This is a genomic window from Mesorhizobium sophorae (genome assembly GCF_002270415.1).
Classification (GTDB): Bacteria; Pseudomonadota; Alphaproteobacteria; order Rhizobiales; family Rhizobiaceae; genus Mesorhizobium; species Mesorhizobium sophorae.
Genome location: NZ_NNRI01000007.1, coordinates 663,988 through 678,052 on the forward strand (window position 1 = coordinate 663,988; position 14,065 = coordinate 678,052).

Genomic DNA, 14,065 nt, shown 5'->3' on the forward strand with positions numbered 1-14,065 from the left:
ACCATGCAATCCGCTTTGAAGGCCAGTTCGAAGCCTGACCTCGCCGTCGATCGCGACTGGTGGCGAGGTGCGGTGATCTACCAGATCTATCCGCGCAGCTACCAGGACTCGAACGGCGACGGCATCGGCGACCTGCAGGGCATCATCGGCCGGCTCCCCTACATCGCGGCACTCGGTGCGGATGCCATCTGGATCTCGCCGTTCTTCAAATCGCCGATGAAGGATTTCGGTTACGACGTCACCGATTACTGCGACGTCGATCCGATGTTCGGCACGCTGGCCGACTTCGACGCGCTGACCGCCGAGGCACACAGGCTGGGCTTGAAGGTGATGATCGACGAGGTGCTGTCGCACACCGCCGACAACCACCCATGGTTCAAGGAAAGCCGCTCGAGCCGCACCAACCCGAAGGCGGACTGGTATGTCTGGGCGGACGCCAGACCGGACGGCACGCCGCCCAACAACTGGCTGTCGATCTTCGGCGGCTCGGCCTGGCAATGGGACACCAGCCGCCAGCAATATTACCTGCACAACTTCCTGGCCGAGCAGCCTGATCTCAACTTCCACAACCACGAGGTCCAGAACGCGCTGCTCGACGTCACCCGCTTCTGGCTGGAGCGCGGCGTCGACGGCTTCCGGCTCGACACCATCAATTTCTACTTCCACAGCCAAGGCCTGGAAAACAATCCGCCGCTGCCGCCCGAGCAGCGCAACGACCAGACCGCACCCGCGGTCAATCCCTACAACTACCAGGACCATCTCTACGACAAGAGCCGTCCGGAAAACCTCGGCTTCCTCGAACGCTTCCGCGCCCTGCTCGATGAATATCCGGCTACCGCCGCGGTCGGTGAAGTCGGCGATTCGCAGCGCGGGTTGGAAGTGGTGGCGGCCTATACCGCCGGCGGCAAGCGCGTGCACATGTGCTACTCGTTCGACTTCCTCGCGCCGGAAAAGATCAGCGCGGCCAAGGTTCGCTCGGTGCTGGAATCCTTCGGCAAGGTCGCCAGCGACGGCTGGTCGTGCTGGGCCTTTTCCAACCATGACGTGATGCGCCCTGCCTCGCGCTGGGCGGCAGGCGAAGCCGACCCGACCGCCTATCTCAAGGTCATCTCGGCGTTGCTGATGTCGCTGCGTGGCTCGGTCTGCATCTACCAGGGCGAGGAGCTTGGGCTCGGGGAGGCCGACCTCAGCTTCGAGGATTTGCAGGACCCCTACGGCATCCGCTTCTGGCCGGAATTCAAGGGCCGAGACGGCTGCCGCACACCGATGGTGTGGGACGGCAGCGCCAGGAATGGCGGCTTCTCCTCGGCCAAGCCGTGGCTGCCGGTGCCGGCCAAGCACCTGTCGCAAGCGGTCAATGTCCAGCAGGGCGACGAGAGCTCGCTGCTCGAGCACTACCGGCGCTTTCTCACCTTCCGCCGTGCCCATCCGGCGCTGGCCAAGGGCGACATCACATTCATCGAAAGCGAGGGCGACACCGTCGCCTTCACACGCCGCGCAGGCAATGAGCAGGTCGTCTGCGTCTTCAATCTGGCAGCCAAGCCAACCAGGATTGAGCTTGGCAACCGATCGCTGCAACCTTTGCCGGGACACGGATTTTCGGGGCAGGCGAGCAGTGGTTCCATACAGCTCAACGGCTACGGCGCCTGGTTTGGGCGCATCGACTGAACTTCAGATCACTTGAATTTCAAATCACTGGGAGGAAACCAATGGCCGATGTCACGCTAAGACAAGTGAAGAAGTCCTACGGCAATCTGAACATTCTCCACGGCATCGACCTCGATATAAAGTCGGGCGAGTTCATCGTCTTTGTCGGCCCGTCGGGCTGCGGCAAGTCGACATTGCTGAGGTCGATCGCCGGGCTCGAGGAAATCACCTCCGGCGAACTCAAGATCGCCGGCGAGGTCGTCAACGACGTGCCGCCGTCGAAGCGGGGCATCGCCATGGTGTTCCAGTCCTACGCGCTCTACCCGCACATGACCGTCTACGACAACATGGCGTTCTCGATGAAGATCGGCAAGGAGAACAAGGCCGAGATCGACCGCCGCGTGAAGCAGGCGGCGGAAATCCTGCAGTTGACCAAATATCTCGACCGCCTGCCCAAGGCGATGTCAGGTGGCCAGCGCCAACGCGTCGCCATCGGCCGCGCCATCGTGCGCAATCCGAAAGTGTTCCTGTTCGACGAGCCGCTGTCGAACCTTGACGCCGCACTGCGCGTCGCCACCCGCATCGAGATCGCCAAGCTCAAGGAATCGATGCCCAACACGACCATGATCTACGTCACCCACGACCAGGTCGAGGCGATGACGCTGGCCGATCGCATCGTGGTGCTCAAGGAAGGCCATATCGAGCAGGTCGGCACGCCGATGGACCTCTACAAGAAGCCCGGCAACCTGTTCGTCGCCCAGTTCATCGGCTCGCCGGCCATGAACATCCTGCCGGCGACCATCGACAAGACCGGAAACCCGACCGTCGTCAGCCATGTCGGCGGGCGCAAGGCAAGCGTGCCGATCGCGACGCCGGCTTCGGCAAAGGGTGCTGCGGTGAGTTTCGGCGTGCGGCCGGAAGATCTGATCATCGCCAGCGGCACGGACTATCTGTTCGAGGGGACGGTCGACTATGTCGAGCAACTCGGCGAGGTTCAGCTTGTCTATGTCGACATCGGCCGAGCCGACCTGCCGCTGGTGACCAAGCTGCCTGGCAATGTCGAGGTCAAGCGCGGTGCGACGCTGCGGTTGAGCGCGGACGCCAACGACCTTCACATCTTCGACGCGGACGGGCACTCCTTCTCGCTCCGTCAGCCGGAAGTAAAGGCGGCTTGAGACAGAACCAAGTCTCGACACGAAAAGAGCGGCGGGCCAGGCCCGCCGCTCTTTTTTGGAAATCAACTTCGGCTGTTAGCGATTGCCGAAGAGGTCGCGGTCGGCGCTCTGAGGGGCGGACTTCTCTACGTCACCCGACGAATTGAGCAGCTTGCCGACGAAACCACCGCTGTTGCGGATCGAGCCCGTTTGAGAGTTGTCAACCGAACCGACGGCAGGCTGGTTGGCGCCATTCGAACCGTAGTTGTCGCTGGCGGCGAAAGCGCTGCCGGAGATCGCCACGACGGCGGCGGCAGCAAGCATGATCTTCTTCATTTCAAATCTCCTGAATTCTGGATTTCGCCAGGACGGCGGGAGAGCCCGCCGCCTTCTGGGAATCGGCTGTTAGTTATTGCCGAAGAGGTTACGGTTGCTACCCTGGGCAGGCGTCTGAGCAGCCGGCTCCGACTTCTTGGTCGAAGCGGTGTACGAGCTGTCGACAGCAGCGGTGGCTGCCGGGGCATTCGAACCATAGTGGTCGCTGTTCGCGAAGGCGCTGCCGGAAATGGCCAGAAGGGCGGCGGCAGTGAGGATGATCTTTTTCATTTTTTGGTACTCCAGTATTTCTTATTTTTGCCGTCCGTCTAGCGGCGTGTCTTGGGAAGAAATCGCGTCGTTCGGACAGCCCCGATGTGGGAGAGCCATCCAGCCATTTCCAATCACGAAGTTGTTCCGCGTGGACCAAGAATCCACCACTTGAAATTGCGCCAGGGGTTTCCACACTCAATGTTTTTCTAATTTATATCAAAGAGTTGTACGAAACAGGTACCCCGGTCACCAACTGTGCCGGAGGCCCAGCGTTCACAAGTCCTGCACGCACAGTCAACAGAAACGAACCGTTCGGTTCGATTTTAGCGGCAGCTAATAGTCACTTTTCGATACCGTTAACCTTTTCTGCTTCCTGGCAAGGGTTCGGTTTCGGCGAGATTGGAGCCGGCTATGGTTGCCCAAGAGAAAGGCTTCCGCTTCGCGATCACCGACCGGAACGTTTCGCAAGCGTGTCGCGCCGCATGGATACGATGTCGTTTTCATGCCGATGACGCGCCCGCGATCGTGATTAGATCATGTCATCTCAGGTGCCGCTTCGTGACGACGAGGCGGAGAATTGGGAAGCCGGTCAGAATCCGGCGCTGCCCCCGCAACGGTGGTGGAGTTCAAGTCGCAACGGGAGACCACTGGGCGTCAGCCTGGGAAGGTGTCGCGATGGTCCGCAAGGACAACTCCAGAGCCCGGAAACCAGCCCGAGATGTCTAGACTCGACTGATCGCGGTGGGCGGTCAAGAGGCGGATAGTGCATGTCCGGCGCATCGCCGGCCTGCGTCCAATCCTTCCTCCGTCACCACCAGTTCAGTCCTTAGAAACGAGGACAGGACATGGATGCTCGCAACGACATGCTGAGGCTCTTGAGTGGCCGGCGGCAAGGCTTTTCGCTGGAACAGCCCTTCTACACCGATCCAGACTATTTCAAGCTCGACATGGAGCTGATCTGGTATCGCGACTGGCTGTTCATCGGTCATGATTGCGAGCTGCCGAAGCCGGGCAGCTACATCACGGCGCAGATTGGCGACTATCCAGTCGTGCTTGTCCGCGACCAGAAGGGCAGTATCAACGCCTTCCACAATTCCTGCCGCCATCGCGGCAGCCGCGTCTGCAATTCCGACAAGGGCACGGCGGCAAAGCTGGTCTGCCCCTATCACCAATGGACCTACGAGCTGGACGGAAGGCTCTTGTTTGCCAGGCAGATGGCCGACGGTTTCGACAAGAGCCAGTTCGGCTTGAAGCCCGTCGCCTGTGAAAGCGTCGGTGGCTACATTTTCATCTGCCTGGCCAAGGAGCCGGTGGATTTCGCACCGATGCGCGCGATGATCGAGCCCTACCTTTTGCCGCACCGGCTGCGCGAGGCCAAGGTGGCGTTCGAATCGACCATTGTCGAGAAGGGCAACTGGAAGCTGGTCTGGGAAAACAACCGCGAGTGCTATCATTGCGCCGGCAATCATCCGGAGCTCTGCAAGACTTTTCCAGAGGCACCCACGGTGACCGGCGTGCAAGGCGCCGACAGCGACCCGGAAATGCTTGCGCACTGGGCGAAATGCGAAGCGGCCGGCCTGCCGAGCAAATTCCGCATCGACCCGGCCGGACAGTACCGCGCCACCCGCGCGCCGCTGCTGCGCGATGCCGTCAGCTACACGATGACGGGAAAGCGTGCGGTCAAGAAGAACCTGTCCGACAGCGTTTCGACCGACCGCATCGGTTCCTTGCTGCTCTATCACTATCCGACTACCTGGAACCACATTCTGGGCGACCACGCCGTCACCTTCCGGGTGTTGCCGATCAGCGCCACGGAGACCGCGGTGACGACCAAATGGCTGGTTCACAAGGATGCGGTCGAAGGCGTCGATTACGATCTCGACGAACTCACCCACGTCTGGACCGAGACGAACGACCAGGACCGGCGGATCGTCGAGGAAAACGCCTTCGGCATCCTGTCGCCCGCCTACGAGCCCGGCCCTTATTCGGAGCTGCATGAGGGTGGCGTCATCCAGTTCGTCGAGTGGTACGCGTCGTTCATCGGCCCGCGCCTTGCCGAAGGCGGCCGACCGGCGCTGCGCAGCGTTGCATAGTGCATGTCGCCCAAAAGTGCGCAGCGGTTTTGGGAACTCGACATGCACAGGCCAAGAGTGAGGACAAGAGGATGAATGCGATGACGGATCTCGGCCTCTATCGCCATCTCGACCAGATGACGCCCTGGAACGACCGGCTCCAGGTGCTGGAGGTGATCGGCGTCAGCGACGAAGCGCCTGATGTGAAGACCTTCACCTTCCGCTCCGACAACCAGACCTGGTTCCGCTACAAGCCCGGTCAGTTCGTGACGCTGGAACTGCCGACCGCCGACGGGCCGCTGATGCGCACCTATACGCTGTCGTCTTCGCCATCGCGGCCGTTCTCGATCGCGGTGACGATCAAGGCGCAAGCGGGCAGCATCGGCACACGCTGGATGTTCGACCATCTGACGCCGGGCTCGCACGTCAAGGCCTATGGGCCGACCGGCGACTTTTCGCTGCACAGCCACCCAGCCGCCAAGTACCTGTTCATTTCAGCCGGCTCCGGCGTGACGCCGATGATGTCGATGCTGCGCTGGCTGAACGACTGCGCGCCATGGACCGATGTCGGCTTCGTCAATTGCGCGCGGCGCCCGGAAGAGATCATTTTCCGCAAGGAGCTCGAACTGCTCGGCAGCCGCATGCCGGGCCTGTCGCTCGGCTTCATGATCGAGGAGCGCTCCAGCCGCGAGGGCTGGTTTGGCCATATGGGCCGCATCGACGCGATCCGGCTGCCATTGCTGGCGCCCGATTTCCGCGAGCGAGAGATCTTCTGCTGCGGCCCCGATCCCTTCATGCGCGCGGTGCGCGGCATGCTGGACGCAGCCGGCTTCGACATGACGAAGTACCATCAGGAGAGCTTTGCCGCGCCTGTCGTGGAGGAGATCCCGGCACCGTTCACCTCGCCGGTGGAAGACGGCGCCGCCATTGTCGTCGAGGCCGCGACACCGATCCGGTTTTCGCTTTCGGATGTCGAGGCCGAATGCGTCGCCGGCCAGACCGTGCTGCAGACGGCCCGCGCCTCGGGTGTACGGATTCCGGCTGCCTGCGAGTTCGGCCTCTGCGGAACCTGCAAGGTGAAGAAGGTCGCGGGCGATGTCGAGATGAGCCACAATGGTGGCATCCTCGATCACGAAATCGACGACGGCTTTATCCTCGCCTGCTGCTCGAAGCCACTTTCGGCGCTCGAGATCGAGGCGTGACCGGCGGGCGATGCCAGGCCGCAGAACGACGACTACGGAAAACCTCTCGAAGTGCCGTGTCCGTTCAAACCCCGTAACGCTCGGTGCGGATGATCTCCGCTGCGACGCCGGCATCGATCAGCGCTTGGGCGGCGGCCGAAACGAAGGCGTTGGAGCCGCAGACGAAGGCGATATCAGGCGGTCCGGGCAGGTGCGCCATGGATTGCACCATCATGGCAACGTCCACCCGCCGCGAATAATCGGCTGGACGGCGTGCAGCTTCGCGCGTCAGGGTCAGAATCAGGTCGAAGCCGTCCTTGCGATCGTCGAGGGCAACCAGTTCGTCACGAAAGATCACCTCGTCCCAGACCCGCGCTGAAAAGACCAGGGCGACGGGCACGCTCGAATTGCGCCTGGCGCGATGACGGACCATCGCCATCAAAGGCACGACGCCCGAACCACCCCCGACCAGCAAAACCGGCCCGCCATCGACATCGGGCCAGATGAAATGCCCGCCGAGCGGCCCGCGCAGTTCGACCTCGTCGCCAATTGCTGCGACGTCGTGGAAAAAGGGCGAGACCTCGCCATCGTCGAGTTTTTCGATCGCCAGTTCGATCACCCCGCCATCTCCGGGCGCGGAGGCAATCGAATAGGAGCGGCGCGCCTGATAGCCGTCCGGCGCTGTCAGCCTGACGTCGACATGCTGACCGGCCCGATAGGCGAAAGGCCGCGACAGTTGGAAAAAGAAGCTGGTGACACGCGGCGTGCGCTTTTCGATACGGACGATCCTGACTGTCTGCCAGGGCGATTGCACTGCCGCTGCGTCGCTCATGGATCGTTCGTGTAGCGCTGCTCGCGCCAAGGGTCGCCATAGATGTGATAGCCGCGCAATTCCCAGAAACCGGGCTCATCGCGCTCGGTGAACTGCAGGCCGTTCAGCCATTTGGCCGATTTCCAGAAATAGAGATGCGGCACCAGCAGCCGAGCCGGGCCGCCATGGTCAGATGTGATCGGCTTGCCTTCGTAAAGCAGAGCCACCATCGCCTTGCCGGCGGTGAGGTCCTTGGTCGGCACGTTGGTGGAATAGCCGTCGAAGGAATGCGCCAGCGTGAAGGCGGTCGGCGGCTCGATGCCAGCATCGGCGAGGATGTCGTCAACAAGCACGCCTTGCCATGGCGTGTCGAATTTTGTCCATGCGGTCACGCAATGGATGTCGCGCGTCATCTTGGTCAAGGGCAGCGCGTTGAACTCGGTCCAGTTCCATTTCTTGATCGGCCGCGGTCCGTGCTTCAGCGTGAACGACCAGTCCTCGGTGCGCACCCGCGGCGTCGGGCCGGCTGACAGGACCGGAAATCCCTGCTCGAGATACTGCCCGGGAGGAATGCGCGCGTCGCCGTCGGTCGGCGGGCGCCGTCCTGAAGAAAAACCTCGGGTGACCATCGCGGCAATTCCCCTGCATCAGGCCACTATCGGCCTTATGCAATGTTCTCGAAGATACCGTGGCGGGCAACCGAAATCTTGATGGACAGGATTGGCGGGCCGGCATCGCCGCGCCCGCCGATCGCTACCTTCACGTCAGCGCCCCGGCGTCAGCCATTGGCAAACGGCACCGCGACATAGATCTGGCTGCCGTCGCGCTCGACCAGCAGAAGCACCGATTTGCGGCCGGACTTGCCGGCTTGGGCGATCGCCTGCGTCACTTGCCTGGCGGTTTTCACCGGCGCCTGATTGACGGCAACGATGATGTCGCCGGGCTGGATGCCCGAGGCCGAGGCCGGTTTGTCGGGATTGACGCTTGCGACCAGGGCGCCATGCTGATTGGCCGCCAGGTTCAACTCCTGGCGGACATCAGGGGTGATGTCCATCAGGCCAAGCCCGATTGCCGGGACGCGCGAGCCCTGCTCGGTACTCGGCGCGCCGGACCCGTCGGTCACGGATGCGGTCTTCACATCGTCTCCGTTGAGCCCGACATTGACGGAAATATCCATGGCCTTGCCCTTGCGCCAGATGTCCAGCGTCTCCCTGGCGCCCGGCGCGACATCGGCGACGGCCCGCGACAGGTCCTTGGGATCCTTCACATCCTGTCCGGCAAAGCTGGTGATGACGTCGCCGGTCTCGACGCCGGCCTTGGCAGCCGGCGAACCTTCATTGACCTGCGAAACCAGCGCGCCGCCAGGATGGTCGAGCCCAATGGCGCTAGCCACATCCGGCGTCACCGGCTGTATCTCGACACCGAGGTAGCCATACTGGATGGAGCCGTCCTTCATCAGCTTGGCGACCACCTTCTGGGCCTGGTCCGACGGGATGGCGAAGCCGACGCCGACACTGCCGCCATTGGGCGAATAGATCGCCGTGTTGATGCCGACGACATTGCCGCTGACATCGACCAGCGGACCGCCGGAATTGCCGTGATTGATCGGCGCGTCGATCTGGATGAAGTCGTCGAATGGCCCGCTGTGCAGATCGCGGCCGCGTGCTGACACAATGCCTGCCGTGACCGTGGTGCCGATGCCGAACGGATTGCCGATTGCCAGCACCTGGTCGCCGGTCATCAGCCTGTCGGAATCGCCCCATTTGACGGTCGGCAAGGGCTTGTCGGATTTGATCTTGAGCACGGCGAGATCGTTCTTGGCATCGCGGCCGACGAGCTTGGCGGGAAGCTCAGTGCCGTCGTCGAGCGTTACCTTGATGGAAGAGGCGCCATCGACGACGTGATTGTTGGTGACGATGGTGCCATCGGCAGCGACGATGAAGCCTGAACCGAGCGCCTCGGCACGCGGAGCCTGCTGCGGCGGGGCCTGTGGAGCGGGCATGCCCTGGTCGCCGAAGAACTGACGGAAATACTCGTCGAACGGCGAGTTGCCGAGAGGCATGCCGTCGTCCGTGCTTTCCGGCTGTGCCTTCATGACGGTGGTAACTGTCACCACCGCGGGCTTGTCGGCGGCCACGATGGGAGCGAACGAGCCGTTGGGTGCAGCAATGCCGGCGATAGGTGTCTGGGTTGTCGGAACGGCGTTGCTCGCACTTTGAGCGAAAGAGATGACAAGGGGAGATATGATTAGCGCAGCGCCCAGCGAGGCCGCGACGCGATGTCTGCGAATGATATTCGACATGGTCGTTTGTCCGGGCGAGAGTTGATCCTGCGCTGTGGCCGCCTCTCTTGGAAACTGGCCATCCCGCGTGTCGAGGGTCGCGATTGCCCGTCTCGCCTTGCATGGCAGCCGACCGGATCGACAGCCCTGCATCTAGGGTGCGGATTGGCCCGATTTAGGGTTTTCAGGCGACCTTACGAAGATTTAATTTCCAGACGGCGGCCGGTCACAATGTCGTGGGGTGGCGGCAAGACGGTCTTCCCAGCCCCGCGGAGGGATCAGATCGCGTCGGTTCGCCCGAGATATGCTGTAGCGATGTCGTGCATGCGCTTGCCGTCGAAGCTCGGCCCGTGGCCGCCATGGCCGATGCGGATCGGGACGTCGAGCAGGCGCTGCATCGTGCGGCGATAGGCCGTTCGATCGGAGTCCGGCAGGTCGTCGATCAACGTGTCGTCGTAGATGGCGTCGCCGCTGAAGAACAGGCCATCGGCCTCGTCGAGCAGCGCGATCGAATCCGGCGAATGTCCGGGCAGGTGCAGCACGCGAAACTGACGGTCGCCGAGATCGATCCCGTCGCCCTCGTCAAGGGTTCGCGTCAATGGCGCTGAGGGTATCCTGTAATCGGCTGCCTTCCAGCCCGGCGCGGGCAGTTTCGAGACGGCACCTTCGAGGTCGTGGAACATGTACGCATAGGTCGCGGCGTCATCCATGCTCTCGAACTGCGCGGCACTCATCCTTGGTCCGGCCCGCAACGGGAACTCGTGCAGCGAGCCTACATGGTCGAGATGGATATGGGTTGCGACGACCAGCAGCGGCTTGCCGTCGGACAACTCGATCTCCGGCGCCAACGGACAGATGCCCATGCCGGTGTCGACCAGCAGGTCGACATCGCGGCCGCGCAGATGCCAGATGTTGGCGCGCACGTATTCGTGCACGAACGGCTCGGTCAGCATCGTCGTCTTCTCGTCGACGATGCTCTTGCTGAACCAGCCCGACATCAAGTGTGAGCCCGGCATCACGTATGAGCTGGCATCAGACGAACGGCTTCCCGATCTTGTATTTTTCCGGCACCAGCCGCTTGAGATAGGCCATGCCGGCCTCGGACAGCTGATTGACGTCGGGCTTCATGAAATCGTCGGGCATATGGCGGGTCTTGCCGGCGACGTTGTTCAGCGGCACCTTCTTCAGCACCGTTTTGGCGCCGTCATATTGCAGCGCCACCGAGCCGCCGCCCTGTTCGGCGACGCTGACCGCAAAGGCGCCGGCATCGAATGCCTCCTGCGCGTCGACCGCGCTGATGGCGCCGATATAGCCGCGCGGCATGTAGCCGAGTGCATCGACGCGGGCCCGCTTGCCGGGCAGGCCTTCGGCCAGCGCGCGCTCGAGTGCGGCCGGCAGGTCGCTGCCCGACAGCTTGACATTGCCGTGCGCGTCGCGCTCGAGCTTCTCCGGCGGCACCAGGCTTTCGACCAGCGCCTTGCCATCGGCGGTGCTGACGCCTTCCGACACGGCGACGATACAGCGCTTGTGGCGGTCGAGCGTGGCGCGCACGTCATCGATGAAGCCGGCCGCGGAGAATGGGCGCTCCGGCACATAGACGAGGTGTGGGCCGCTGTCGGGGTCGAGTTGCCATGCCGCGGCGGCGGCCGTGAGGAAGCCCGCGTGACGACCCATGACGATGCCGACATAGATGCCGGGCAGAGCGCGGAAATCGAGGTCGACGGACAGGAAGGCGCCAGCGACGAACTCGGCCGCCGAGATGAAGCCCGGCGTGTGATCGTTCTCCTCGAGATCATTGTCGATGGTTTTCGGTGCATGGACGAAAGCGATCGTGCCGCCGGCGGCGTCGGTCAGGATCTGCTGCGTGCCGGACGTGTCATTGCCGCCGATGTAGATGAAGGCGTCGGCGCCGGCCTTCTTCAGCCCGTTCAGGATGACCTCGCAATAGGCGGCGTCCGGCTTGTCGCGCGTCGAGCCAAGGGCCGCACTTGGCGTGCCGGCGATCAGCCGCAGCCGGTCTTCCGGGATGGCGGAGAGGTCAACATAGTTGCCGTCACGAATGCCGCGCACGCCGTGAATGGAGCCGAGCACCTTGGCGCCGGGATGCCGCTTGCGGATCTCCAACGTCGCCCCGACCACTGTCTGGTTGATGACGGCGGTCGGGCCGCCGCCCTGCGCGATAACGAAAGTTCCGGCCATTCCTGACGTCTCCCGAGCGATGAAATTCGCAGGCACATTCGCCTGTCTTTCGCCATCGCGCAACGGGAGAACCAGAGCATGATCCCGAAAAGCATGCCCCCGGCCCGAGGGTGGGAACCGGCTTTCGCCAGAGATCATGCTCGAACAGAAAGAGAAGCGGCCACGCCGGCGGCCGGCAGGGTCACATGACGACGACCGGGTTTTTCTTGGAGACGCGGCTGTAGAGGTCGATGATGTCCTGGTTGATCAGGCGCACGCAGCCCGACGACATTGCCTGGCCGATGCTCCACCATTCGGGCGAACCGTGGATGCGATAGCCGGTGTCCTTGCCGTCCTGATAGATATAGAGCGCCCGGGCGCCAAGCGGGTTGGTGAAGCCGCCGGGCTGGCCGGCCTGCCATTTCACCAGCTCCGGCTTGCGGGCAATCATTTCGGGCGGCGGCGTCCAGGTCGGCCATTCCCTGCCGTACTGGATGTTGGCGCGACCGGACCAGCGGAAGCCGTCCTTGCCAATGCCGACTCCGTAGCGGATGGCTTCACCGCCCGGCTGGACGAGATAGAGCATGCGCTCCTGCAGATGGACGACGATGGTGCCGGGCGCTTCGCCGGTCGTGTCGACGACGATCTGGCGGCGGAATTCCGGCTTGACCTTCAGATAGGGCACTTCCGGCACGTTGAAGCCGCCATCGGTCAGCCCCGCATACATCACGTCGGGGCTGGTGATGTGCTTGTCAACGCTGATGCTCGGCCGGATCGGCACTGAGCCGGTGACCGTATCGTCGAGATCCAGCACCGGCAGACCGCCGCCCGAGGTCGAGCAGCCGGCAGCGCTGAGCAAAGCCAATGCCCCTGCGCCGGACAGGATGGTGCGACGGGAAAGATGATGATCGGTTTCGATTGCGTCGCCGTTTCGCGGCGGCGTCAGACCTTGCGGCAACTCACGCATATACCCAAACCCTACGCTGTCGGCGGGAAGCACGGTCCGGCCGGATGAAACGCATTTTCATCATTCATGGTTGATAAAGCGTGAAGGCCTTGCGCTGCCTGCGTTTGCGCATTGCCTTGCTAGCGTTCGAGCCGCCGCCCGACCGTCGACCGAAGGGCTGCTGCACAAAAAGGCCTCCGTCAGGTCATATTCCCGGCGCCGGCGCTTCCTACCCCTCCAGGCGGCTACCGAGGGGGACCCATGTGCAAGACCTTAAGAACCGACATCAAGCTTTTTGCCGCGGCCATTGTCTCGGCAGCAATCGTTCTCGGTGCCGATGTCAGCCTGGCCGATATCGTGAGCACGCTGAGCGGCGCGAACTGACCCCGACCTGCCGTTGGCGAAATTAGGGAAATCGCCCTTTACATTCTCCCGCCGCCAAGGATTTATCCTCTTCTTTACGCTCAAAGGAGACGAGCATGTCCTTCGAAAACTGGGCCGCCTTCGCTGCCGCCTCGGCGATCCTTCTCATCATTCCAGGTCCGACCATCCTTCTGGTCGTGTCCTACGCGCTGGGCCAAGGCTGGCGTACCGCCTTGCCGATGGCGGTCGGCGTGGCGCTCGGCGACTTCACCGCCATGACGCTGTCTATGCTGGGCATCGGCGCGCTGCTGGCCGCTTCGGCGACCGTCTTCACCGTCCTGAAGCTGATCGGCGCCGGCTATCTGATCTATCTCGGCGTGAAACTGTTTCGCGCCGGCGGCGCGCTGAAAGCCGAACCGCGCACCGACGTGGTGTCCTCGGCCAAGATGATGGCGCATGCCTGGCTGGTCACCGCGCTCAACCCGAAAAGCATCACCTTCTTCGTCGCCTTCCTGCCGCAGTTCCTAGACCGGCATGCCGATTTCTGGACGCAGATGCTGATCTTCGAGACGACCTTCCTGGCGCTCGCCTTCGCCAATGCCTTCGGCTATGCGCTGATCGCGGCGCGCGCACGCAACGTCGTGCGCAATCCCAAGGCGATCCGCATCTTCAACCGCACCGGCGGCACGCTGCTGGTCGGCGCCGGCATCGCCACGGTGGCGATGCGTTCGGGCAATTAGGGACAATGGAGAAATTTCGGCTTCACCATTTGACGCTGAAGCCGAGATTGCCCTGGAAAATGTACCGGTTGGCGAGTCTGTGGCCCATGCTTTAGGATCGCCTT

General features: G+C 62.8%; 14 protein-coding genes and 1 riboswitch. Of the genes, 6 read left to right on the forward strand and 8 right to left on the reverse strand.

What is annotated here, in order from left to right; all coding sequences use genetic code 11:
• Positions 1–3: 3 nt before the first annotated feature.
• The gene (bglA, locus tag CGZ66_RS07530; RefSeq protein ID WP_095083072.1) at positions 4–1,668 is read left to right on the forward strand and encodes a beta-galactosidase BglA; all 1,665 of its coding nucleotides are present in this window, start codon (positions 4–6) and stop codon (positions 1,666–1,668) included.
• 41 nt (positions 1,669–1,709) lie between these two features.
• Entirely contained in the window at positions 1,710–2,822 is a 1,113-nt protein-coding gene (locus tag CGZ66_RS07535; protein WP_095083074.1) for an ABC transporter ATP-binding protein, read from the forward strand.
• Between the two features lie 75 nt (positions 2,823–2,897).
• Here CGZ66_RS07535 and CGZ66_RS07540 read toward each other — a convergent pair whose 3' ends face one another.
• Complete coding sequence (locus CGZ66_RS07540; protein ID WP_095083076.1) at positions 2,898–3,137, reverse strand: DUF680 domain-containing protein; 240 nt, start codon at positions 3,135–3,137, stop codon at positions 2,898–2,900.
• 69 nt (positions 3,138–3,206) lie between these two features.
• Positions 3,207–3,407, reverse strand: coding sequence for a DUF680 domain-containing protein (locus CGZ66_RS07545; RefSeq protein WP_095083078.1), 201 nt, complete (start codon positions 3,405–3,407; stop codon positions 3,207–3,209).
• A gap of 511 nt (positions 3,408–3,918) precedes the next feature.
• A riboswitch (cobalamin riboswitch) is annotated at positions 3,919–4,120 on the forward strand.
• A gap of 114 nt (positions 4,121–4,234) precedes the next feature.
• Between CGZ66_RS07545 and CGZ66_RS07550 the strand changes: the two genes are divergently transcribed.
• Entirely contained in the window at positions 4,235–5,482 is a 1,248-nt protein-coding gene (locus CGZ66_RS07550) for an aromatic ring-hydroxylating oxygenase subunit alpha (protein WP_095083080.1), read from the forward strand.
• 80 nt (positions 5,483–5,562) lie between these two features.
• Positions 5,563–6,663: an FAD-binding oxidoreductase gene (locus CGZ66_RS07555; RefSeq protein WP_095084314.1), complete on the forward strand. Its 1,101-nt coding sequence runs from the start codon at positions 5,563–5,565 to the stop codon at positions 6,661–6,663.
• 64 nt (positions 6,664–6,727) lie between these two features.
• Here CGZ66_RS07555 and CGZ66_RS07560 read toward each other — a convergent pair whose 3' ends face one another.
• From CGZ66_RS07560 to CGZ66_RS07585, 6 genes are all read right to left on the reverse strand, one after another.
• Positions 6,728–7,474, reverse strand: coding sequence for a ferredoxin reductase (locus CGZ66_RS07560; protein ID WP_095083083.1), 747 nt, complete (start codon positions 7,472–7,474; stop codon positions 6,728–6,730).
• The gene (locus CGZ66_RS07565; RefSeq protein ID WP_095083085.1) at positions 7,471–8,082 is read right to left on the reverse strand and encodes a molybdopterin-dependent oxidoreductase; all 612 of its coding nucleotides are present in this window, start codon (positions 8,080–8,082) and stop codon (positions 7,471–7,473) included. The genes CGZ66_RS07560 and CGZ66_RS07565 overlap by 4 nt, the downstream gene beginning before the upstream one ends.
• A 149-nt stretch (positions 8,083–8,231) precedes the next feature.
• The gene (locus CGZ66_RS07570) at positions 8,232–9,755 is read right to left on the reverse strand and encodes a DegQ family serine endoprotease (RefSeq protein WP_095083087.1); all 1,524 of its coding nucleotides are present in this window, start codon (positions 9,753–9,755) and stop codon (positions 8,232–8,234) included.
• A 257-nt stretch (positions 9,756–10,012) separates the two neighbouring features.
• Positions 10,013–10,732 (reverse strand): MBL fold metallo-hydrolase, encoded by a 720-nt coding sequence (locus CGZ66_RS07575; RefSeq protein ID WP_095083088.1) that lies wholly within the window; start codon positions 10,730–10,732, stop codon positions 10,013–10,015.
• Positions 10,733–10,766: 34 nt separating this feature from the next.
• Complete coding sequence (locus CGZ66_RS07580; RefSeq protein ID WP_095083090.1) at positions 10,767–11,933, reverse strand: diphosphate--fructose-6-phosphate 1-phosphotransferase; 1,167 nt, start codon at positions 11,931–11,933, stop codon at positions 10,767–10,769.
• A 181-nt stretch (positions 11,934–12,114) separates the two neighbouring features.
• Positions 12,115–12,879 (reverse strand): L,D-transpeptidase, encoded by a 765-nt coding sequence (locus CGZ66_RS07585; protein ID WP_095083091.1) that lies wholly within the window; start codon positions 12,877–12,879, stop codon positions 12,115–12,117.
• Positions 12,880–13,119: 240 nt separating this feature from the next.
• Between CGZ66_RS07585 and CGZ66_RS41315 the strand changes: the two genes are divergently transcribed.
• Entirely contained in the window at positions 13,120–13,242 is a 123-nt protein-coding gene (locus CGZ66_RS41315; protein ID WP_095083093.1) for a hypothetical protein, read from the forward strand.
• A gap of 95 nt (positions 13,243–13,337) precedes the next feature.
• Entirely contained in the window at positions 13,338–13,961 is a 624-nt protein-coding gene (locus CGZ66_RS07595) for a LysE family translocator (RefSeq protein WP_095083096.1), read from the forward strand.
• Positions 13,962–14,065: the final 104 nt, after the last annotated feature.